Annotated in this window: 7 protein-coding genes; 3 read left to right on the forward strand and 4 right to left on the reverse strand. The window is 69.6% G+C overall.

Annotation, left to right across the window (positions count from 1 at the left end; all coding sequences use genetic code 11):
- Positions 1 to 47 precede the first annotated feature (47 nt).
- Positions 48 to 1,574 carry an aldehyde dehydrogenase family protein gene (locus ABZ803_RS30420; RefSeq protein WP_357044572.1) on the forward strand — a complete coding sequence of 509 codons (1,527 nt, stop codon included), beginning with the start codon at positions 48 to 50 and terminating at the stop codon, positions 1,572 to 1,574.
- A gap of 9 nt (positions 1,575 to 1,583) precedes the next feature.
- On the opposite strand, the gene ABZ803_RS30425 is transcribed toward ABZ803_RS30420, so the two are convergent.
- A complete protein-coding gene (locus tag ABZ803_RS30425; protein ID WP_357044548.1) occupies positions 1,584 to 2,822 on the reverse strand; it encodes a helix-turn-helix domain-containing protein in 1,239 nt (412 codons plus the stop codon).
- A 127-nt stretch (positions 2,823 to 2,949) separates the two neighbouring features.
- Between ABZ803_RS30425 and ABZ803_RS30430 the strand changes: the two genes are divergently transcribed.
- Together ABZ803_RS30430 and ABZ803_RS30435 are read left to right on the forward strand one after the other, a co-directional pair.
- Entirely contained in the window at positions 2,950 to 3,765 is an 816-nt protein-coding gene (locus ABZ803_RS30430) for an enoyl-CoA hydratase (RefSeq protein WP_357044550.1), read from the forward strand.
- A 48-nt stretch (positions 3,766 to 3,813) separates the two neighbouring features.
- On the forward strand, positions 3,814 to 4,839 hold the full coding sequence (locus ABZ803_RS30435) for an SDR family oxidoreductase (RefSeq protein WP_357044552.1): 1,026 nt from the start codon (positions 3,814 to 3,816) through the stop codon (positions 4,837 to 4,839).
- Positions 4,840 to 4,861: 22 nt separating this feature from the next.
- On the opposite strand, the gene ABZ803_RS30440 is transcribed toward ABZ803_RS30435, so the two are convergent.
- From ABZ803_RS30440 to ABZ803_RS30450, 3 genes are all read right to left on the reverse strand, one after another.
- The gene (locus tag ABZ803_RS30440) at positions 4,862 to 6,103 is read right to left on the reverse strand and encodes an Nramp family divalent metal transporter (protein ID WP_357044574.1); all 1,242 of its coding nucleotides are present in this window, start codon (positions 6,101 to 6,103) and stop codon (positions 4,862 to 4,864) included.
- Between the two features lie 147 nt (positions 6,104 to 6,250).
- On the reverse strand, positions 6,251 to 7,240 hold the full coding sequence (locus ABZ803_RS30445; RefSeq protein WP_357044575.1) for an alpha/beta hydrolase family protein: 990 nt from the start codon (positions 7,238 to 7,240) through the stop codon (positions 6,251 to 6,253).
- A gap of 238 nt (positions 7,241 to 7,478) precedes the next feature.
- The gene (locus tag ABZ803_RS30450; protein ID WP_357044554.1) at positions 7,479 to 24,332 is read right to left on the reverse strand and encodes an amino acid adenylation domain-containing protein; all 16,854 of its coding nucleotides are present in this window, start codon (positions 24,330 to 24,332) and stop codon (positions 7,479 to 7,481) included.
- Positions 24,333 to 24,443 lie beyond the last annotated feature (111 nt).

Raw genomic sequence — 24,443 nt, forward strand, 5'->3', positions numbered from 1 at the left:
CCCGTTCAGTGGTCCGCACGCCGGTTTCGACACTGCGAGAGGTGATCATGGCCGAGTCCGCGCAGCCACGATTGGCGGCGCGTCCGGGAGGAACGGGCCGAACGAACGTGCTGACGTCCTATGATCCGCGCACCGGCGAGGTCGTGGGCAATTACGCCGTAATGGGTGCCGCCGAGCTGAATCGCACGGTGCGCGCGGCTCGCTCGGCCGAAAAATGGTGGACGGAGCTGGGTTTCAGCAACCGGAAGCGGTGGCTGCTGGACTGGAAACGCGAAATCGCCCGGCGCTCCGGTGAATTGGTCTCCCTACTGTGCGAGGAAACGGGGAAGCCGGAGGCGGACGCCGCGATCGAGGTGATGCTCGCGGTGGAGAACCTGGACTGGGCCGCGCGCAACGCAGGCCGCGCGCTGGACCGGCGGCGCATCGGTTCCAGCTGGCTCACCCGCAACCAGCGGGCCTCGGTCGGCTATCTGCCGCTCGGCGTGGTCGGCGTGCTCGGCCCGTGGAACAACCCCGTGTTCACCCCGATGGGCTCGATCGCCTACGCGATGGCGGCGGGCAACGCGGTGGTGTTCAAGCCGCACGAACTGACCACCGGCGTCGGCGTGTGGCTGGCCGACAGCTGGTCCCGGCTCGCGCCGAACCAACCGGTGCTGCAAGTGGTCACGGGAGACACTGCCACCGGTACGGCGCTGTGCCGGGCGAAGGTCGACAAGATCGCCTACGCCGGTTCCGAGGCGGACGCGCGCGAGGTGATCTCGGTGTGCGCGCAGACCATGACGCCGGTGGTGGTGGAGCGCAGCGGCAAGGGCAGCATGGTCGTGCACGTGGACGCCAAGCTGGACGACGCCGCCGAGGCCGCCGTGTTCGGTGCGATGGCGAACGCCGGGCAGAACGCCACCGGCATCCAGCGGGCCTACGTCGCCCAGTCGGTGTACGACCGCTTCCTCGACCTGGTCACGGAGCAGGCCCGCAAGCTGCGGCCGGGCGCGGACCGGAAGGCGTCGTACGGCCCGATGATCATGGAGTCGCAGGTCGACGTGGTGCGCAGGCAGGTGCGCGACGCGGTGGCCCGCGGCGGCCGCGCGGTGGTCGGCGGACTCGACTCGATCCGCGACCCATACATCGAGCCGATCGTGCTGGCCGAGGTGCCGGAGGAGAGCATCGCGATCACGGGCGAGGGCATCGGCCCGGTGCTCATCGTGAACAAGGTGGCGAGCATGGACGAAGCCGCCGAGCGGATCAACGCGGTCGGCACCGATGTCGCGGTGTCGGTGTTCACCAGGGACGTGCACGAGATCGAGGCGTTCGCCGAGCAGTTGCGCGCCGGGGTGGTGACCATCAACTCCTCGACCGCCTACGCGGGCATTCCCGCACTGCCCTTCGGCGGAGTGGGCGAATACGGCCAGGGCCACAGCCACGGCGACCAGGGATTGCGGGAGTTCAGCCGCACCCTGGCCATCACCCGCAAGCGGTACCAGGCGCCGGTGAACCTGTCCACGTTCGATCGGCATCCGCGCCATCTCCGCGTGGCCAGGGCGATCTTCCGGATCCGGCACGGCCGCCGTCCCTGACGCGGACGGCTAGTCGAGCAGCACCGCGTCCATGAGCGCGGTGACCCGGGCCAATTGCGCGGGGCGGGAATCGAATCGGATCAGCCTGCCCACATCGATCACCTGACTGATGGCGGCGTGCACGCGGAAGCGCGCCTCCACCGAGTCGCCGTCCAGCAGGTTGGCCCACTCGAGCACGTTCTGCCGCTGAATGGCGCGCAGCTTGTGCTGCTCGGACTGCGGCAAATTGCCGAACTCGGCGTAATAGACCGCCATGATCTCCGGCATGGCGAAACTCAATCTGGCGTAGCGGTCGGCCACGCGCCGCGCGGCGTCGGGTCGGCTCGTCGCCTCGGCCAGCGCCTCGGTGATCGCGATGGCCAGCCGATCGCCTGTGCGATGGAACGCCGCGGCGAGCAGGTCGGCCTTGCTCGCGAAGTACCGATACACGCTGGAGGCGTTGATGCCGACGGCGGCGCCGATCTCCTCGATGCTCGCCTCGTGGTAGCCCTGCCTGCCGAAGATCCGGATGGCCTCGGTGAGCAGCTGCTCGCGCTTGGAGGTGACCGGAATGCCGCGCACGGGCGGGCCGGGATCCGGTTCGACCGGGGCGGCAGGAAGTTCGGTGCGCAGGATGGCCCAGGACATCCGGTGCAGCAGCGGAAGCAGCCGAGCGCTGGACAGAGCGGTGCGGTGCGCGGCGATGCTGGCGATCGCGCTGAGCACACCCGCGGCCAGCATCGCCACGTCCGCGGGCGGGGCCTCGGGTCGCAGCAGCGCGATCGGCGCCGCGAGGGTGGCGTTCAGGTCGTCGTAGATCTTCCTGATCCGGATCCGGTCATCGCGCTCGAGATAGCGCCGTTCCCAGCGGTAGAGGCCGGCCTCGCGGCGGATCTCGACGGTGTGCTCGCTGATCGCGCGGATCAGCGCGTCCGCGCGCCGCACCGGGTCGAGCCGGATGTCGTCGGCCGACTCGGCGACGGTAAGCAGGTGCCGCGCGCCCTCCTCGGCGGCCGCGACCAACAGCGCGTACTTGTTCGTGAAGTGCCGGTAGAGGGCGGGACCGGAGATGCCGACCTCCGCGGCGATCTCGTCCACGCCCACCGGGTAGTACCCGCGTTCGCTGAACGCGCGCGCGGCCGCCCGGATGATCTGCACCTTGCGGTCCTTCGGACGCCGACGTACCGACGCCGCGCCCTCGGCGCCGGTCCTGCTGCCCGGTTCGGGCCGCGCGGGAGCGAGGTCGACCTCGCTGCGATCCGCGACCATGCACCTCTCCGTTCTCCGGCGGCGCTGGTTGACAGCGCCCGATACTGGAACCTAAGTTAACCACAATTCGCAAAGTTAACCACTATTCCCGGCCTGGTGTCCGCCGAATTGCAGCGTAGGAGCGAACATGAGCAACAACGATTCCGCGGCCCCAGCCGCCCCCGCCGCCGCCAAGTTCACGGCGGTCCAGGACGGCAAGGTGCTCCGGGTCACGATCACCAACCCGAAGCGGAAGAACGCCATCGACTACGACACCATGGTCGCGCTCGGCGATACCTTCCGCGCGGCGGCCGAGGACCGCGCGGTGCGGGCGATCGTACTCACCGGTGAGGGCGGCGATTTCTGCACCGGTGCCGATCTGTCGGCGAGCGCGGACGAGGCGCAACGGGGCATCACCTCGGACATGGTCATGGACGCGGCGAACCGGCTGGTGCGCGCCATCGTGGACGCGCCGGTGCCGGTGATCACGCGCATCCGGGGCGCCGCGGCGGGCGTCGGCGTCGGCATCGCGCTGGCCGCCGACCTGGTCTACGCGAGCGAGGACTCCTATCTGCTGCTGGCCTTCATCAACATCGGCTTGATGCCGGACGGCGGCGCGGCCGCACTGGTCGCCGCGGCGGCGGGCCGTCCGCTGGCGGCGCGGATGGCACTGCTCGGCGAGCGACTGCCCGCCCGGGAAGCCGCGACCGCCGGGCTGTTCACCGCGGTCGTGCCCGACGCCGAACTCGACGCCGCGGTCGAGGCCGGGGTCGAGAAGATCGCGACCGGTCCGCGCCGCGCACTGGAACTCACCAAGCAGGCGCTGAACCAGGCCACGCTGGCCGCGTTGGACACGGCCCTGGCCGCGGAGAAGGCGGGCCAGACCGAGCTGCTGCGCTCCCCCGATTTCCTGGAGGGCGCCACCGCGATGCTCACCAAGCGCAAGCCCGTCTTCGCCGACTGATCGGCCCGCCGGAACGTACCGCCCGGCAGGCGACTATGTTCATCGGCTATGACTTACCTGGTTACCGGGGCAACTGGGTTCATCGGTCGGTTCCTCATCCCCGAGCTGCTCAAACGCGAGGGTGACATCCATGTACTGGTCCGGCCGGGCGACGCCTCGGCCGACCGGTTCGCCTGCTGCGCGCAGGAATGGGCGGGCGGCGACCGCGTCCGTGCGGTGCGCGGCGATCTGGGCGCCCCGGGGCTGGGCATCGACCCGACCTGGCTGGCCCGGCATCGCGGCGCCATCGAGCACGTCTTCCATCTCGCCGCAGGCTACGACCTGACCGAGCGCGGCGGCGGCACCAGGCACCTGGTCGACGTCGCCGAGGAGCTGCGGGCCGATCTGCTGCACCACGTCTCGACCGTGGAGGTGGCCGGGTCCAGCGAGGGCCTGTTCACCGAGGACATGTTCGATCACGGTCAAGTGCTCGCCACACCCGCGCAACGAGCGAGGTTCGAAGCCGAGCGAATCGTGCGCGACTCGTCGCTGCGCTGGCGTATCTATCGGCCCTCGATCGTGATCGGGCATTCCAGGACCGGCGAGATCGACCGCATCGACGGCCCGTACCACTTCTTCCGGCTGCTGCGCATGGCCGCGCAGCTGCCCCGGCTGCTGCCGGTGCTGGTGCCCGAGCTGGGCGAGACCAACATGGTTCCGGTGGATTTCGTCGCCCGCGCCCTCGACCACATCGCACACCGCTCCGGCTCGGACAAGACCACCTACCACCTGGTGGATCCGCGCAGGCAGAGCGCGGTGGACGCGCTGAACCTGTTCGCCGACGAGGCGGGCGCGCCGCACCTGGTCGAGGTCGTGCCCAAGCGCACGCTGAACATGATGTTGCGCGTCCCCGGCGCGAACTGGCTGCTGCCCCGGGTCGGCGTGCCGCTGGACGTGCTGGAGCACAGCGAATTCACCTGCTGGTTCGACTGCAGGCACACCAGCGCGGCGCTGGCGGGCACCGACATCCGAGTGCCGCCGTTGGACGCCTACGCGCCGCGGATCTGGAAGTACTGGATCGAGAACTGGGTCTGATCGGCGCGCCGCACCGGGCGGGCTACCGCCCGGTGACGGTGAGATAGATCAGGGCGGCGTTGAGAACGGAGATGATCGCGGCGACCGCCCAGGCCAGCCCGGTGGTCAGCCGACGGTTGACATCCGCGCCCATCAGCTCGGGGTCGCTCGTGAAGCGCACCAGCGGGATCAGCGCGAAGGGTATGCCGAACGACAGCACCACCTGGGAGATGATCAGCGCGCGGGTCGGGTCGATACCCGTCGCCAGGACCGCGACGGCCGGGATCAACGTGATCAGCCTGCGCGTCAGCAGCGGGATCCGCTTGCGCAACAGGCCCTGCATGATCATCGCGCCCGCGTAGGCGCCGACCGACGTGGAGGCCAGGCCGGAGGCGAGCAGGCCGATCGCGATCAGCAACGCGGCGGCCGGGCCGAGGACCTCGCCGACGGCGGCGTGCGCGTCCTCGATGGTCTCGACGTCCCGGCCGCGCAGGGTGCCCGCCGCCATCAGCAGCATGGCCAAATTCACCGTGCCCGCCAGGACCATGGCCAGGCCGACGTCGATCTTGGTGACCCGTAACAGTCTGGTGCGCAGCGGCCCCGCCGCCGGGTGCCCGTGCCGGTCACGGGCCAGGCCGGAATGCAGGTAAACGGCGTGCGGCATGACCGTCGCACCGATCATGGCGGCGGCGAGCAGGACGCTCTCGGTGCCCTGGAAACGCGGCAGCAGACCGCCGACCGTGCCCGTGACCGACGGCGGGGAGATCACCACGCTCGCCAGGAAGCCGATCGCGATGATCGCGAGCATCCCGGTGATCACCCGCTCGAACGGCTGCTGGCCGCGCCGGTCCTGCACCAGCAGCAGGCCCATCGACACCGCACCGGTGATCACGCCACCGACCAGCATGGGCAGGCCGAACAGCAGGTGCAGCGCGATCGCGCCGCCGACCACTTCGGCCAGGTCGGTGGCCATCGCGACCGTCTCGGCCTGGCCCCAGTACGCCAGCCGGACCGGGCCGCTCGCCTTCTCGCGCACCGCCTCCGGCAGTGACCAGCCGGTCACCAGCCCGAGCTTGGCCGACAGGAACTGGACCAGCCCCGCCATCACGTTGGCCAGGACGATGACCCAGACCAGCAGATAGCCGAATTGCGCGCCCGCGCTGATATTCGACGCGACGTTGCCGGGATCGACGTAGGCGATGGCCGCGACGAACGCGGGCCCCAGCAGGACCGTCACGGCACGCGCTCGCCCGGTGACGGACCTGGTCGACTCGACCAACGTTATACCCACGAACAGAATTTTACGGGTACCCGAACTTTTCGTTGCCGTTCGGCCTACAAAAACCGACCGCCTGGTTGCCGCAGGGCGGCGACCAGGCGGTCGGTGGTGTTCAGCCGGGTATCCCGGCTTCGCGCATCAGCGCGGTGGCGATCAGATGCCGAGCCCCTTCGCGAGCACGGGCCACGACAGCTGGAACTCGTCGCGCCAGTAGCCCCAGGAGTGGGTGCCGGAGTTACGGAAGTTGTAGGTGGCCGGGATGCCCAGCTCGTTCAGCCGGTTCTGCAGGTTGTGCGTGCAGTAGTTGGTGCCGGCCTCGATCACGCCGCCGATGACGATCTGGTTGGCCAGACCGTACGCGCCGGGAAGGGCGTACTGGCCGTTGAGCGTGTCGTACTGGCCGGGCAAGCCGTTGCCGGTGGAGATGTACAGGTCGAGCCCGCGCAGCCCCTCGGCGTTCACGTACGGGTCGTTGGCCACCCAGTCGGCCGAGCCTTCCGGACCCCACATGTTGTCGGTGTTGCCGCCGCCCCAGGTCTCGACGGTCAGCTTGACGAACTCCGAGCCCACCGGGTCACTGGTCTGCGCGCAGCCGCTGTAGGCCGCGGCGGCCTTGTACAGGCCCGGCTTGGAGATCGGCAGCGCCAGCACGGTGGTGCCCGAGGTGGACAGGCCCGCGATGGCGTTCACGCCGTTGGTGCCCAGCGCGCCGTCCACCAGCGGGGGCAGCTCCTCGGTGAAGAAGGTCTTCCACTTGTTGCGGCCGAGTACCGGGTCGTCCTTGATCCAGTCGGTGTAATAGCTCCACTTGCCGCCGATCGGCTGGATCACGTTGACGTTCTTGTCCGACAGGAACTGCAGCGCGTCGGTCTTCGCCTGCCACGAGGCCTCGTCCTCGCCGCCGCCCGCGCCGTTGAGCAGGTACAGCGTGGGACGCGGCACGGAGGTGTCGGCCGGGCGCTGGACGTCGATGATGATCTTCTCGTCCATCGCCGCCGAGTACACGTACAAGCGGATGCTGCGCTCGTCCTTGTACTCGGCTTTGGTGATACGCGAACCGTCCGGGGCGACCGGGTTGCCCAGCAGGCTCTTGGAATCGATGATCGGATCAGCTGTCGCGCTGGACGCGCCGAGACCGGTCATCACTCCCGCGAGCACCGCGGTTGCCGCGATCGCGGCCGCGACCCGCAGGCCACCGCGCCGGCTCTGTCGACGTATCAATTTCGCACCTTCGCTTCGTCTCGAGATTCGCTCTGCATGCCCCACGCGCCGGGGTGGGTGCCCACGCACCACGCCCGACCATACGGCCTATGTAGTCGTCACGACAGGGGACTTCGTTACCGCACCGTTGCCCCATCATGCCCGAACGGTGTCGGTTCGATCATGACCGCCCCACGTTCCGTGTCGCTTCCCATCGCGGGGGATCCAGCAATTCGGACAATCGGGGACCGATCTGCGCCAGCGCTTCCGGTGCCGTCATCTGATCGTGCGGGACGCCGACGGGATGATCGTCGACCCGGCCGTCGACATAAGGTTGCCAGCCGTCCGCCGCGGTCTCGTGACCGGCCGCGCTGAAGTAGTCCAGCCTGCCGCGGAAGACCGCGGGCCGATGCTCGGCGATCAGCTCGGCCGAGCGCACCGCGCTGCGGTAGATCCGGCGCACCCGGTCCGGTGTGAGCACCGCCATGTCCGGCGGGATGGTGGCGTGCAGCGCGGCCAGCGCCTCTTCGCTCAGGTCGTGGATGTCGCCGTCGCCGGGCAGCAGCGCGTCGGCGCCGATGCCCAATTCGGCCAGCGCCTCGCGGATCGCCGCGCGGAAGTCGGTGACGTCGATGTCGGGATGGCTGTCGAGCATGGTCAGCAGCCCGATCTCCTCCCCCGCGGACTGCAACTGAGTCGCCACCGCGTGCGCCAGCACACCGCCGAGCGACCAGCCGAGCAGCCGGTAGGGCCCGTGCGGCTGCACCGCGCGAATCTCGGCCACGTAGCGGTGCGCCATCTCGGCCAGCGACTCGGGCAGGTAACCCTCCTCGGTCAGCGCGGGCGACTGGAGGCCGAAGATCGGTGTGCTCGCGGGCACGTAGCGCGCGAGACCCGCGTAGCACCAGGACAATCCGTACATCGGATGCAGGCAGAACAGCGGCTGGGCGGCGGCCACGTCGTGCGGCACCATGGTCCGGATCGGCAGCAGCACACCGAGCGCCGCGTTCGAATCCTGGTCGTAGTCGTGGTCGTCGGCCAGCGCGGCCTGGATCCGGGCCGCCAGCGCCGCCGGAGTGGGATCGGTGAAGAACCACTGCACCCGCACCTCGGCGCCGGTGAGCGCGCGCAGCCTGCTGACCGCGCGGGTGGCGACCAGCGAGGTGCCGCCCAGATCGAAGAAGTCGTCGTCCATGCCGACCCGCTGTCCGGCGCCGGGCGCGAGCACCTCGTCGAACACCTCGAGTACCGTCCGCTCCAGCGGCGTGCCGGGGGCCCGGTACGGACGGGTCACCAGCCGCGGCTCGGGCAGCGCCTTGCGGTCGAGTTTGCCGCTGGCGTTGAGCGGAAGCCCGGCGAGCGCGACGACAGCCGAGGGCACCATGTACGACGGCAGCGCGGCGCGGGCGTGGGTCAGCACCGCGGCCTCGTCGACGGTCTCCCCCGGCGCGGCGACCACATGGGCGACCAGCCGGTCACCGGTCGCGCCACGCACCACCGAGACCGCGGCCTGCCGCACCCGGGGATGACCGGTCAGCACGGCCTCGATCTCACCGAGCTCCACGCGCTGGCCACGCAGCTTGACCTGGAAGTCGCCGCGGCCCAGATATTCCAGCGCGCCGTCGCGCCAGCGCACGATGTCGCCGGTGCGATAGAGCCTGTCGCCGCCCGTATGGGCGACGAAACGCTCGGCGGTGAGAGCCGGGGCGCCGAGATAGCCGCGCGCCAACTGCGCACCCGCGACGTACAACTCGCCCGCCGCGCCCGGCGGCACCGGCCGCAAGTGCCGGTCGAGTACGTGCACGCGAGTGTTGGCCACCGGAACGCCGATCGGAACCGCCGCCGCGGCGCCGTCGCGCACGGGATGGCCGGTGACCACGGTGGCCTCGGCCGGGCCGTACCAGTTCACCAGCGTGGCGCCGGGCACGGCCGCGGCGAAGGCCGCAGCGGTCTCCCCGGACAACGCCTCACCCGCGGCGAACACCCGCCGCAGCGACGGGTACTCCGCGGCCGGATTCGCGGCCGGTTCCAGGAACGCGTCCAGCATCGACGGCACGAAATGCACCGTCGTGACGGCGTTGTCGATGATGAGGCGGGCCAGGTAGGCAGGGTCGCGATGGCCGTCGGGCGCGGCGATCACGATCGACGCGCCGGTCTGCAACGGCCAGAACAATTCCCAGGCGGAGATGTCGAAGGTGATCGGCGTCTTGTGCAGCACCACGTCGCCGCCGTCGTGCGGATAGGCCGCCTGCGCCCAGCGGAACTGGTTGACCATCTGCCGGTGCGTGATCATCACGCCCTTGGGCCGACCGGTCGAGCCGGAGGTGTAGACGACATACGCGACGGTGTCCGGATACCCGTGCTCCTGCGGCCACGGGCCTTCGTACGGAGCCAGATACAGCGTGTCCACCGCGACCACCGGCACATCGGTCGCGGTGTCGAACGCGTCGGCGGTGGTGGTCAGCACACAGATCGGAGCGGCGCTGCCGAGGACGTACTCGCTGCGCTCGGCCGGGTGGTCCGGATCGATCGGGACGTAGCCGCCACCGGCCCGCAACACCGCGTAGATCGCGACGACCAGATCGATGCCGCGCCGCATGGCCACGGCGACCAGCGTCTCCGGGCCGACTCCCCAGCGCATCAACTCCACGGCAAGGGACCGGACGCGCGAGTCGAGTTCGGCGTAGCTGAGCACGGTCTCGCCGAAGCGCACCGCCTGCGCGTCCGGCGTGCGCGCCACCTGCGCGTCGAACAGCGTCGGCAATGTCGCGTCGTCGAGGAACTCCGGCACACCGGTGGCGTTGCGCGCGGCCAGTTCGGCGCGCTCGTCGTCCAGCAGCGCGTCGACCTCGCCGACGCGCGCCTGCGGGGTGGTCACGAAACGGTCGATCAGCGCCGCGAGCCGCTGCGCGAGAGCACGCGCCGCCGGTTCGCCGGTCACGTCGCGCAGGTACTTCACCGAGACGCGCAACCGGCTGTCCAGCACCACCATCACCGTGAACGGATAGTGGGTGCCGTTGACCGCGCCGACACCGGTGACGTTCATGCCGTCGATGGCGCCGGCCTGGTCCAGCCCCTCCCGGTCCACCGGGAACGACTCGAACACGACCAGCGAGTCGAACAACCCCTCCACGCCGACGGCTTCCTGGATGTCGCTCAGGCCCAGGTAGTGGTAGTCCAGCAGCGCGGCCTGCTCGGCCTGCAACCGGCGCAGCACCTCGCTCAGCGTGCTTGTCGCGTCCAGGCGCACCCGCACCGGGATCGCGTTGAGGAACAGACCCACCATCGCCTCGACGCCGTCGAGTTCGGGCGGCCTGCCCGACACGGTGGCGCCGAAGACGACGTCGTCGCGGTCGACGGTGCGTCCGATCAGCAGACCCCAGGCCGCCTGCACCACGGTGTTCACCGTGACGCCGAGCCCCGAGGCGAGCCGGGTCAGCGCGGTGGTGTCGGCCTGCGACAGCTCGAACCCGACTTCGCCGACGCCCGAGGAGATCTCGCGGCCCGGGTCGACCGGCGCCAACGGCGTCGGCTCGGTGATTCCGGCCAGCGCACCGCGCCACGCGGCGCGGGCCGCTTCGGTGTCCTGCGCGACCAGCCACGCCAGGTAGTCGCGGTAGGGCGGCACCGCAGGCAGGTGCCGGGAGTTACCGCCGAACGCGTACAGCGTGAGCAGATCCTTCATCAGCAGCGGCATGGACCAGCCGTCGATGAGAATGTGGTGACTGGTGACCAGCAGGTGGTAGCGAGCGGCGGCGGAACGGATCAGCGCGAAACGCAGCAGCGGGGCGGTCCGCATGTCGAAGTGGTCGGCCAGATCCGCCGCCTCGATCCGCTCCAGCTCGGCGGCTGCCGCCGCCGGTTCCAAGTGGCACAGATCGATCAGCCGCCACGGCACCTCCAGCGCATCCTGCACGATCTGCACGGGCTTGCCCTCGCTGTCGTCGGCGAAGGCGACCCGCAGGTTGTCGTGCCGGTCCAGCACCGCCTGCGCGGCCGCCCGCATCCGGTGGGCGTCCACCGCGCCGCCGAGATCGAGCACGAACTGAGTGGTGTAGACGTCCACCGAGTGCTCCGCGAGCAGGGCGTGGAACAGCATGCCCGATTGCAGCGGCGTGAGCGGCCAGGCGTCGGACAGGTCCGGGTAGGCGCGCGTGAAGCGATCGATATCGGGCTGCTTGAGCCGCACCAGCGGGAAGTCCGACGGGGTGAAGCCGCCCGCGTCCGGGCGCAGGCCGTGCTCGGCCAGGCCGCCGAGTGCGCGAATCCAATGCTCGGCGAAGGTTTTCGCGTCCTCGCCGCGGAATGCCGCGGCGGCGAAGTCGAACCGGGCGAGCAAGCCCTCGTCCGTGGCGTCGACGGTGAGCACGAGCAGTAGATCGTCGGACGGGATGTCGGTGTGCACCCGCGCCGGGCGCAGATCCCGGTAGCGCAGCGCGAACCGGCCGCGCCCGAGACCGCGCAGTTCGGCGGCGGTCTCGGCGTTGAGGTGGCGCAACAGGCCGTAGCCGACACCGTGCGATGGCACCGCTCGCCGCAGCTCCTTGATCTGCGCGATCGCCGTGCCCGCCGCCGGACCGCCGATCAGGGCGTCATCGATGTCGATCCTGGTCAGCCGCAATGGCAGCGGGAATTCGGTGACGAAGCCGCCCACCGTGCTCTCCGCGTCGGCCCCGGTGGCCGCGCGACCGTCGGCGGGCAGCCGCACGACCGAACCGATGGCGCGGGTGACGGCCTCTCCCGCGGAGGTCCGCAAGGCCAGCGCCAGCGCGGTGAGCAGGATGTCGTCCACCCCGGCGTGGTACGCCTCGGCGGCCGCGGCGACGGCCTCCGCGCCCTCCGCGGTGATCGTCAGCGACACCCGGCTGCGTGCGCGCAGATCCCGGCCGTCGGAGCCGGCACCCTCCGGGACCGTGCCCAGTGCCCGTCGCCACCAATCCATTTCGGCTACGGTGCCCGGATCGTGCGCCGCCGCCGACAAGGTTCGGACGAGCGTGCCGAGACCGGATTCGGGGCCCGCGGGCGCGGCGTGGCGTGCCCGGTTCCAGCGGGCGGTGAGCTGGTCGACGATGGCCCGCCAGGAGACGTCGTCCACCACGAGGCTGCTGGCGACGACGATGAGCGTGGATCGGCCCTCCGGACCGCCGGTGAGCACGAAGTAGATGTTGCGGCCCTGCTCGGGATCGAGGGCGGCCGCGACCGCCTGCACCACGTCGTCGATGGGCAGCGACGTCTCGCCACGCTGCGGGTCCAGCCTGCGGAACGCCTCGCCGGTACGTTCGGCCGCCGGGGGAATGCGCAGCGACGCGGCGCCTTCGTCGTCGTAGCGCACCTGCACCCACAGCATGGGATGCTGGTCGAGCACGGCGGTCACCGCGCCGTGCACCGTCTCCACGGGGCAGGTCTCGGGGACGTCCAGTGCGACGGCTCGCACTTCGATGCCCTCGTCCAGCATCCGCGCGGCGTGGGGCGTGAGCGGTAGTTCGCCCGCCTCGTCGCCGGGGCCGCCCGCGACGGCGGCGGCGCGGGCCAGTGCGGCGACGGTCCGATGTTCGAAGACGTCGCGCGGCGAGAAACTCACCCCGCGTGCGCGGGACCGGGAGACCACCTGGATGGACACGATGCTGTCGCCGCCGAGGGCGAAGAAGTCGTCGTCCAGGCCGACCCGGTCGACGCCGAGCACCTCGCCGATCACCTCGGCGATCACGAGTTCGGCCGGCGTCCGCGGGGCACGATAGGCGCGCGCGTCCAGCTCGGGCTCCGGCAGGGCCTTGCGATCCAGCTTGCCCACCGGCGTCAGCGGGATCGCGTCGAGCACGACGATCGCCGTCGGAACCATGTACTCCGGCAGCGTGCGCCCGACCCGCTCGGTCAGTACAGCCGGGTCCACCGTGGCATCCCCGGCCGGCAGTACGTAGGAGACGAGCATCGTCGCGCCGGATGGGGTTGCACGCCCGAGGGTCACCGCGAAGCCGACCTCGGGCTGCGCCGCCAGCGCGGCATCGATCTCACCGAGTTCGATGCGGAAGCCGCGCACTTTCACCTGGAAGTCGTTGCGGCCCACGTATTCCACGACCGGCGCGGTCCCGGCGCGACGCCAGCGCACCAAGTCGCCGGTGCGGTAGAGGCGCTCACCGGGCGTGCCGTGTGGGTCGGCCACGAACCGGGCGGCGGTGAGCGCGGGACGTGCGTGGTAGCCGCGCGCGAGCTGGATGCCACCCAGATACAACTCGCCCGTGACGCCTTCGGGTACCGGACGCAGCCTGCTGTCGAGCACCAGCGACCGCATACCGCGGATCGGACCGCCGATCGTGACCGGTTCGCCGGGCCGCAGCGGATCGCTGATGTTGGTCATGATGGTGGTCTCGGTCGGACCGTAGCCGTTGTGGAAATCGCGCTCCGGCACGGTGGTCCACCTGGCCGCCAGATCGGCGGGCACCGCTTCACCGCCCGCCACGACGGTCCGCATCTCCGGCAGCGCGTCCGGGTCGAGCGAGGCGAGCACCGAGGGGGTGAGGAAGGCGTGCGTGACGCGCTCGGCGCGGATCAGTTCGGCCAGCTCCTCGCCACCGAAGGTCAGCGGCGGCGCCACCACGAGCCCGCCCGCGGCGCCGAGCGCGAGCAGCAGTTCCAGCGTCGACGCGTCGAACGAGGGCGACGCGAACGCCAGAGCGCGGGCGGACGGATCGAGCCGGTAGCGCTCCACCTGCTCGGCGCTGAAATTCGCCAGGCCGGCATGGGTGATCACGACACCCTTCGGCAGACCGGTCGAGCCCGAGGTGTAGATCACGTACGCGGCGTTGCCCGCGCGCAGCGCTGCGCGCAGTTCGGCGGGTTGCAACGGCTGCTCGGAACGCACGGCGACGTCGTGGGTGAAGTCGGGATCGTCCAGGGCGACCCATGTGCCGTCGGAGAGGACGGGCAGATTCTCCAGCTCCGCGGTGAGCGTCACGCCGAGCGCCACGCCGGAATCGGCGACCATGTGCGCGATGCGGTCGGCCGGATAGGCCGGGTCGATCGGGACGAACGCCGCCCCGGTCTTGGCCACCGCCCACAGGGCCAGCACGGCTTCCACCGAACGACGGAGCGCGATGGCGACCGGTACCTCCGGCCCCGCGCCGCGGTCGATCAGCGCGCGCGCCAATTGCGCGGACGCCGCGTCGAGTTCGGCGTAGCTGAAGGTGCGGTCGTCGGCGACCACGGCGACACCGGCCGGGTTCGCGGCGACGGCGGCGGCCATCAGGTCCGGCAGCGTGCGCGGCGGCACGGCGGGTGCGCCGGTACGGGCGATCAGGTCGGCGCGCTCCGCGTCGTCCAGGATCTCCAGATCGCCGACGGCGGTGCCGGGATGCCGGACGATCGCGGACAGGACGCGACGGAACCTGCGACCGAATTCGACGACGGTCCGATCGTCGAACAGGTCGCGGGCGTAGGTGAATTCGGCGGCGATCCCGGCTTCCGCGCCCGACTCGGTGCGCTGCTCGCGCATGGTCAGCAGCAGGTCGAACTGAGCGGTGTCGGCGGCCGGGTCGAGCGCCGTGAAGCTCAGACCGGGTAGTTCGAAGCTGGTGGCGGATAGGTTCTCGAACGACAGAGCCACCTGGAACAGCGGGTGGCGACCGGCCGAGCGTTCCGGGTCGAGCGCCTCGACCAACCGCTCGAACGGGAGGTCGGCGTTGGCGAAGGCGCGCAGATCGGTTTCCCTGGTGCGGGTCAGCAGTTCGGTGAAGCCGAGATCGGGCGCGACCCGGGTGCGCAGCACCAAGGTGTTGACGAACATACCGATCAGGTCGTCGATTTCGGGCTCGCCGCGGCCCGCGACGGGCGTGCCGATGGCGACGTCGTCGGTGCCGGACATTCGAGCCACGAAGACCGCGAACGCGGTGTGCACCACCATGAACAACGTCGCGTTGTGCTGCCGCGCGAGGTCGGCCAGCGCCGCGTGCACGTCGGCGTCGACGACGAAATCGGTACGGCCGCCGGCGAAGGATTGGACGGGCGGGCGCGGGCGGTCCGCGGGCAGGTTCAGTTCGTCGGGCAGGTCGGCGAGTTCGGTTGTCCAGTAGGCCAGTTGCGCGCCCACCGGCGACTCGGGATCGTCGTCCGCGCCGAGCGCCTCGCGCTGCCACAGCGCGTAGTCGGCGTACTGGACCGGCAGCGGCGCCCAGGACGGCTCGCGGCCGCCGCTGCGCGCCACGTAGGCCAGCATCAGATCCCTGGTCAGCGGTCCCATCGACCAGCCGTCGGCGCTGATGTGGTGCGCGACGAAGACCAGCACGTACTCGGTGCCGGCGAGCTGGAACAGCCGCGTGCGGAACGGCACCTCGGTGGTCACGTCGAATCCGGCGGCGACGATCCGCTGCGCCTCGAGCGCGAGGTCCTCGTCACCGAGTTGCACGGGCGCCAGATCCACCGGCACCTCGTGCGGAGCGAGGATTCGCTGCACCGGGCCGTCCGGCGTCTGCGGGTAGATCGTGCGCAGGATCTCGTGCCGCGCGACGATGTCGGCGACGGCGTCCTGCAACGCGGCCACGTCCAGGTCGCCGGACAAGCGGATGGCGGCCGGGATGTTGTAGACCGAGGCCGAGGTGTCGAACTGGTTGAGGAACCACATGCGCTGCTGGGCGAACGACAGCGGGACGCGGTCAGGACGCGGTCCGGCGATCAAAGGGGTGCGCTTGCCCGCACCGAAACCCCGTTCGACCTTCGTGGCGAGTCCGGCCACGGTCGCCGCCTCGAACAGCACCCGCACCGGGACACGAGCGTCCAACGCCGCACCGATACGCGCCGCGACCTGCGTCGCCAACAACGAATTACCACCGAGCGCGAAGAAATCATCATCCGCACCCACACGCTCGACACCCAGCACCTCGGCATACACCGACGCCACGATCTCCTCGATCGGAGTCGACGGCGCACGGAAAACCTGAACCTCGAACTCCGGCTCCGGCAACGCCTTACGATCCAACTTCCCGTTCACATTCAACGGCAAAGCATCCAACACCACGAACGCCGACGGCACCATGTACGACGGCAACACAGCAGCCAGCTCCGACCTCACCCGCGCCACATCAACACCCGCACCGGCACCGCCAGCAGCCGCAGCCCCAGCAGCGGCATCGGCATCGGCATCGGCATCGGCATCGGCATCGGCATCGGCATCGGCATCGGCACGACCATCAGACCCAGCACCAGAGGGCACCAAGTAGGCCACCAAACGATCACCGGTCTTCGGATCCGACTTCGCAACCACCGCCGCCTGCGCGACCTCCGGCAACGCGAGCAACGCCGCCTCGATCTCACCCAACTCGATACGGAAACCACGAATCTTCACCTGGAAATCCGTACGACCCCGATACTCGAGCTCACCGCGACCATTCCACGCGACCAGGTCACCCGTGCGATACATCCGAGCACCCGACTCGAACGGATTCGCCACGAACCGATCCGCCGTGAGATCGGCGCGACCGAAGTAACCACGCGCCAACTGCGCACCCGCGAGGTACAACTCACCGGAAACACCCACCGGAACCGGACGCAAACGCCCATCCAGCACATACACCCGACTGTTCCACTCCGGCGCACCAATAGGCACCGAAACCCGGTCGGCATCACCGACACGGTGGCTGGTGACCGACACCGCCGCCTCAGTCGGACCATACAGATTGAACAACTCCGTGCGCGGATTCTCCCGCAGGAACCGCTGCGCCACCGATCCCGGCAGAGCCTCACCGATCGCCAGCACCCGGCGCGGCGACCAGCCCCCGGTGTCCGTGGTCGCCCGGTGCACGAGCAGCGCGTCGAGCATCGACGGCACCACATGCAAAGTGGTGACCGACTCGCGCGCCATCAAATCGTTGAGATACGCGGGATCCCGATGGCCATCAGGCGCGGCGATCACCAGACGGCCACCGCATACCGCGGCCGACCAGAACTCCCACACCGACAGGTCGAACGTGGCCGCTGTCTTCAGCAGCACCGAGTCGTGCTCGGCCAGCTCGAATTCGGCCGCTTTCCAGAGCAACTGGTTCACGATCGCCGAGTGCGGCACCGCGACGCCCTTCGGGCGCCCGGTCGAACCCGACGTGAAGATGACGTAAGCCGTGTTCTCCGGCCGAACGGGCGTGATGCGCTCGGAATCGGTGATCGGCACGCTGGCGACCGCGCTCAATTCCAGGTCTTCCAGCCGCACCACCGGCGCGACGTCGGTATCGAAATCCGACTCGGTATTGCTCAACACACAGACCGGGGCGGCGGCGGAGAGGATGTAGTCGGTTCGCTCGGTGGCTTGGTCGGGGTCGATCGGTACGTACGCCCCACCGGCCTCGGCCACCGCGTACATCGCCACCACCAGATCCACCGATCGGCGGAACGCGAGCGCGACCCTGCTCTCGGCGCCGACACCCACCGAGATCAGGTAGCGGGCTAGTCGATTGACCCGCGCCGACAGTTCCGCGTAGCTCAGCTCGACGCGTTCGCCGTCGGGCAGGTCCGCGACCAGCGCGACCGCTCCCGGCGTCGCCGTGACGGTCCCGCGCAGCAACGATCCCAGTGTCGCGATGGAATCCACCGGATGGGCGGTGTCGTTCCAGCGCGCCAGCACGTCGTGCCGTTCGGCGTCGGCGAGCAGTTCGATGTCCCCGACCGCGACGTTCGCGTCGGCGACCACGGCCGCGAGGATGCGCGAGAACCGCGCCGCGAAACCTTCCACCGTCGACCGATCGAACAAATCCGTCGCATACGTCAAGAACCCACCGATACCAGCGGCCGCACCCGACTCCTCGTAGGCGTCACCGACAATCAAATGCAGATCGAACTGCGACACATCCACATCGGCATCCACACCCGCCACCGACAAACCCGGCAACTCCAACACCGCACGCGCCACATTCTGAAACGACAACCCCACCTGGAACAACGGATGACGCGCCGTCGACCGCGACGGATTCAACACCTCCACCAACCGCTCGAACGGCACATCCGCATGCGCGAACGCAGCCAGATCCGCTTCGCGCTGACGGGCGAGGACATCCGCGAACGACTCACCACCATCGATCCTCGACCGGAACACCACCGTGTTGACGAACATCCCGATCAAATCATCGAGTTCACGCTCACCACGACCCGCCACCGGCGTACCAACAGCAATGTCATCCGACCCCGACAGCCGGGCCAACAACACCGCGAACGCCGTATGCACCACCATGAACAACGTCGCACCATGCCCACGAGCGAGTTCGATCAACCCCGCATGCGTCGCCGCATCCACCTCCACAGCCACCCGAGCCCCGGCCAACGACGCCACCACCGGACGCGGCCGATCAATCGGCAACTCCAGCAAATCCGGCACACCAGCCAACTCCGCATGCCAAAACGCGATCTGCCGAGCCGCGATCGACCCCGGATCAGACTCATCCCCCAACACAGCACGCTGCCACAACGCGTAATCCGCGTACTGCACCCGCAACGGCGACCACCCCGGCGACTCACCAGCCACCCGCGCCGAATACGCCACCATCACATCCCGCACCAACGGACCCATCGACGACGCATCCGCCGCAATATGATGCACCACCACCGCGAGCACATGCTCCTGCGGCGCATCCGCGATCCGCAGCAGCCGCACTCGGACGGGCACTTCGTCGGTCACATCGAAGGGTGCCGCCGCGAGCGTGTACACCTCGTGCGCGACCTCGGCCGCCCCGATCGGATGGACGGCCACATCCAACGCCACCTGTCGCGCCGCAAGCACCACCTGCACCGGACCCTCCGGGGTCTCCGGATACACCGTGCGCAGCACCTCATGCCTGCCCACCACGTCGTGCAACGCCGCACCCAGCGCCACCACATCCAACGCACCGGTCAGCCGCAGCGCGAACGGCAAGTTGTAAGCCGCCGAACCGATCCGCTCCCCAGCATCATCGGACTGATCGAACCGATTGAGAAACCACATCCGCCGCTGCGCCAATGACAACGGCAACTTCTCCGGCCGAGCGATACTGCCCAACTCCACCCGGCGCTCACCATGGGTCTCCGACTCCAACGCCGCCGCCAACGCCGACACCGTCGGCGCCTCGAACAGGGTCCGAACCGGCACCCGCGCATCCACCGCCGCGCCCAAACGAGCCACCACCTGCGTGGCAACCAGCGAATTACCGCCCAGCGCGAAGAAATCATCATCCGCGCCCACCCGGCCCAACCCGAGCACCTCGCCGAACACACCGGCCACGATCTCCTCGACCGCCGTCTCGGGCGCACGGAATTCCCGCGCGGTGAAGGTCGGTTCGGGTAGTGCCTTGCGATCGAGCTTGCCGCTGGGATTCAACGGCAAGGCATCCAGCACGACGACCGCCGCCGGAACCATGTAAGCGGGCAGCGTCGCACCGATCGCTGCCCGCAATTGGTCCTGCTCGATCGATTGCCCCGGCGCGGGAACAACGTAGGCGACCAATTGGTCGCCCAGCGACGAGGCCACGACGAGGGCCACGGCCTGGCTCACCGACGGCTGCGCCAGCAGCGCCGTCTCGATCTCACCCAGCTCGATCCGCTGACCGCGGAACTTCACCTGGAAATCGGTCCGGCCGAGATAGTCGAGCCGATGCGGCAGCACGTCGGTCGGGGCGCGCCAGACCACCAGGTCACCGGTGCGGTACATCCGCTCCCCGTTGCCGAACGGGTCGGCGACGAACCGGTCGGCGGTGAGATCGGGACGCCGCACATAGCCGCGAGCCAATTGGTCACCGGCGAGATACAGCTCGCCCGGAACGCCGGTCGGCACCGGTTGCAGACGCGAATCCAGCACGTACACCTGGGTGTTCCACTGCGGGACGCCGATCGGCACGGACCGCTCGTGCACGGCGGTCGCGGGCCAGTAGGTCACCGAGACCGCCGCCTCGGTGGGGCCGTAGAGGTTGTGCACGGCGGCGTCGGTCACGGCACGCACCGCGGCGACGGTCTCCGGTGGCAGCGCCTCGCCGATCACGAAGATGTCGCGCAAGGTGGGGCACGAGCCGGGGGCGGTGTGCGCGGCGAAGACCGTCAGCATGGACGGCACGAAGTCCGTCACCGTCACGCCCTGGGAAGCAATGGTTTCCGCGACGTACGCGGGGTCACGGTGACCGTCGTGCGTGGCGACCACGAGCTTCGCGCCCACACGCAGCGGCATGAAGTAACCCCACAGCGAGACGTCGAACGTCGTCGCCGTCTTCTGCAGGTACACGTCATCGGCGTCGAGCGGATACGCCGCGAGCATCCAGTTGATCTGGTTCTGGATGGCGAAGTGCGAAACCGCCACGCCCTTGGGGCGGCCGGTCGACCCCGATGTGAAGATCACGTAGGCCGGATGGTGCGGCAACACGGGACGTATCAGTTCGTCGGGAAGCACCGGGGCGTCGTCGAATCGATTCGGGTCCAGAGCGTCCAGCAGCAGCACCGCAGTGCCCTCGGGCAAGTCGACCGCGTCGGTGGAGGTCGTGAGCACACAGACCGGCTGCGCCGTTTCGAGGATGTGGGCGATGCGTTCGGCCGGATGATCCGGATCCAACGGCACATAAGCCCCACCCGCCGCCACGATCGCATACATCCCCACCACAAGATCCAACGAACGCCGAACCGCCAACCCCACCAACGACTCCGCACCCACACCCTGCGAAATCAACAACCGCGCCAAACGATTCACCCGCGCATCGAACCCACGATACGAAAGCTCGACACCCTCGCACACGAGAGCGATCTCGTCCGCGTACGCCTCCGCCGCCCGCCGGTAGCCGTCGAGCAGCAACTCGGCCGGCACGGGATACCGGGTGTCGTTCCACTCGTGCAGGATGCGTTCGCGCTCCACGGGAGCGAGCAGATCGATCGCGCCGATCGGCTGATCCGGGTCGGCGACGGCGATGGCCAGCAGCCGATCCAGCCGCCAGGCGAACTCGGCGATCGTCCGCTCGTCGAACAGGTCGGTGGCGTAGGTGAACCCCGCGGTGAAGCCCGCGGCCTCTCCCTCGGTGTCGGGCACCACGGTCAATTGCAGATCGAATTTCGCGACCGCGCCGTCGAACTCGAGGACGCGAGCGGACAGTCCGGGCAGCGCTATCTCGGGCCTGCTCATGTTCTGGTAGAACAGCGCCACCTGGAACAGCGGGTGATGCGCCTGCGACCGCACCGGGTCCAGCACCTCGACCAACCGCTCGAACGGCAGTTCGGCGTGCGAGAACGCGCCGAGATCGGTTTCCTTCGTCCGGGCGAGCAGCGCACGGAACGACGCGCCGAGGTCGATCCGGGTGCGCAGCACCAGCGTGTTGACGAACATGCCGATCAGCGCGTCGAGTTCCCGTTCTCCACGGCCCGCCACGGGCGTGCCGACGGTGATGTCGTCGGTGCCGGTGAGCCGGGCGAGCAGCACCGCGAGCGCGCTGTGCACCACCATGAACTCCGAGACGCCCGCGCTGTGCGCCAGTTCGGCGATACCTCGGTGCACCGCGGCGTCCACGGCGAAGGTGTACTCCGCGCCCCGGCCGGAGGCGACGGACGGGCGCGGCCGATCCGAGGGTAGGTCGATCCGGTCCGGGATGCCCGCCAAGGCGCGCCGCCAGTAGGCGATCTGAGCCGCGGCCACCGAATCGGGGTCGTTCTCGTCACCGAGCATCGCGCGCTGCCACAGCGTGTAGTCCGCGTACTGCACCGGCAGCGGTCTCCAGGACGGCCTCGCCCTGTTGCGCCGGGAGAGGAACGCGCTCAGCAGATCCCGCAGGAACGGCGCGACCGAAGCACCGTCGGCGGCGATGTGGTGCACCACCACGACGACCACGTGATCGTCGGGGCCGATCTCGGCCAGCGCGACGCGCAGCGGCACCTCCGCCGCGACATCGAAACCGGTCGAGGCGAATTCACGCAGCCAGGCCGTCAGCTCGTGCTCGGCGACGGGCTTCGGCGTGAGGTCGGGAACGGCTTGCGCGGCGGGCAGCACGACCTGGTAACCGGTACCGTCCACCGCCGGATACACCGTCCGCAACGTCTCATGACGCTCGACCACATCCGCGACCGCCGCCTGCAACGCCGCCACATCCAACACACCCGACAACCGCACCGCGAACGGAATATTATTCGCCGCCGACCCGGTATCGAACTGATTCAAAAACCACATCCGCCGCTGCGCCAACGACAACGGCACCCGCTCCGGACGCTCCACCGCCACCAACGCGCGCCGGTCCCCCGCGCCCTTCAACGGCTCCAGCCGCGCCGCCAGCGCGGCCACGGTGGGGCTCTCGAAGATCAGCCGTGCGGGCACCCGGGCCGCGATGGCGGCGCCCAGCCGGGCCGCGACCTGCGTCGCGATCAGCGAATTGCCGCCCAGCTCGAAGAAGTCGTCGTCCGCGCCGACCGGCGCGCCAGGCCCGAGCACTTCGGCGAACACCTCGCCGGCCAGCTCTTCCAGCGGGCCTACCGGGGCGCGGAACACCTTGGTCTGCAACCGCGGTGTGGGCAGCGCGTCGCGGTCGAGCTTGCCCACCGGGGTCAACGGGATCTCGTCCAGCACCATGACCACCGTCGGCACCATGTGCGCGGGCAGGCTCTGCTGCGCGAAGGCGGCCAGTTCCGCCGCGTCGGCGGCCATCCCGGGCACGGCGTGCACATAGGCGACGAGAATGGTGACGCCGCTGTCCAGGTGGTGCCCCACGGTGACCGCGAAGTCGACCGTCTCGTGCGCGGCCAGCACCGCGTCGATCTCGCCCAGCTCGATCCGGAAACCGCGAATCTTCACCTGGAAGTCGTTGCGGCCCATGTATTCCAACTCGCCGTTCGGCGTCCAGCGCACCAGGTCACCGGTGCGATAGAGGCGGGAGCCGTGCACATCGAAGGGGTTCGCCACGAAGCGGGACGCGGTCAGTCCGGGGCGCTCATGGTAGCCGCGGGCCAGCTGCGCACCACCGATGTACAGCTCGCCGACCACACCGCTCCGCACGGGCACCAGCCGCTCGTCCAGCACGTATTCCGTGACGGCCCGGATCGGCGCGCCGATGGTCACCGGTTCCCCGGGCACCAGCGGCGCGCTGATGTTCGTCATGATCGTGGTCTCGGTCGGGCCGTACCCGTTGAAGAACTCACGGGTCCGCCCACCCGACACCGGTAGCACCCAGCGCCGTACCAGTTCCGGCGGGCACGCCTCGCCACCGGCCACCACCACGCGCAGCTCGTCCAACCCGGCCGGGTCCACCGAGGCGAGCGCGGCGGGCGTCACGAACGCGTGGGTGACCGCCTCCCTGCGCACCAGGGACGCGAATTCCTCGCCGCCGAACACCGTGGGCGACGCGACGACCATGGTGGCCGCGCCACCGAGCGCCAGTAGCAACTCCAGTACCGACGCGTCGAACGACGGCGAGGCGAAATGCAACGTTCGCGACGCACTCGTCACCCGATACCGATCACGCTGCTCGGCACAGAAACTCGCCAAACCCGCCTGGGTGACCACCACGGCTTTGGGCTTGCCGGTGGAGCCGGAGGTGTAGATGACGTAGGCCGGATGCTCCCCGCGCAGCGGGCGCACCCGATCGGTGTAGGTCACCGGATCGGCCGGGAACTCCTCGAGCCGCCGCGCGCACTCGGCGGAGTCGATCGAGAACCACTCGACCCGGTCCGGCAGCTCGGCGCGGACCTCCTGGACGGTCAGCCCGAAGACCGCGCCGGAGTCCTTCACCATGTGCTCGACCCGATCGGCCGGATAGTTCGGATCCACCGGCACGAACCCCGCACCCGTCTTGGCCACCGCCCACACCGCGACCACAGACTCCACCGAACGCGGAACACCGACAGCGACCAGATCCTCCGGACCCACCCCCCGATCGATGAGCAACCGCGCCAACCGCGTGGACCGTTCGTCCAGTTCGGCATAACTCAGCTGGGCGAGGGTGCTGGTCGCGTCGCCGAACACCACGGCCGCGCCGCTCGGGTTCGCCTCGACGGCCGTGGCCATCAACTGGGGCAGGGTGGTGACGCGGGGGCGGCGGGTGCGGGTCGGGCGCACGCGCGCCGGGCGGGTCATCGGCGCACCGCTTCCGCAGTTTCGTCACACCGCTGCCCGACCGCCCGAACCATCGTGCTGCCTCACCCTGTCTATCGTCGCCACACGCACGTCACCATGCTCCCCGCGCTG

Origin of the sequence: Nocardia sp. NPDC047648 (assembly GCF_040642815.1) — a bacterium.
GTDB classification, from domain to species: domain Bacteria; phylum Actinomycetota; class Actinomycetes; order Mycobacteriales; family Mycobacteriaceae; genus Nocardia; species Nocardia gamkensis.

Excerpts from the sequence above, each read along its gene's own strand:
- ABZ803_RS30450 (WP_357044554.1), bottom strand. The coding sequence starts at position 24,332 with ATGACCCGCCCGGCGCGCGTGCGCCCGACCCGCACCCGCCGCCCCCGC.
- ABZ803_RS30430 (WP_357044550.1), top strand. The coding sequence starts at position 2,950 with ATGAGCAACAACGATTCCGCGGCCCCAGCCGCCCCCGCCGCCGCCAAG.
- ABZ803_RS30420 (WP_357044572.1), top strand. The coding sequence starts at position 48 with ATGGCCGAGTCCGCGCAGCCACGATTGGCGGCGCGTCCGGGAGGAACG.
- ABZ803_RS30445 (WP_357044575.1), bottom strand. The coding sequence starts at position 7,240 with ATGACCGGTCTCGGCGCGTCCAGCGCGACAGCTGATCCGATCATCGAT.
- ABZ803_RS30435 (WP_357044552.1), top strand. The coding sequence starts at position 3,814 with ATGACTTACCTGGTTACCGGGGCAACTGGGTTCATCGGTCGGTTCCTC.
- ABZ803_RS30425 (WP_357044548.1), bottom strand. The coding sequence starts at position 2,822 with ATGGTCGCGGATCGCAGCGAGGTCGACCTCGCTCCCGCGCGGCCCGAA.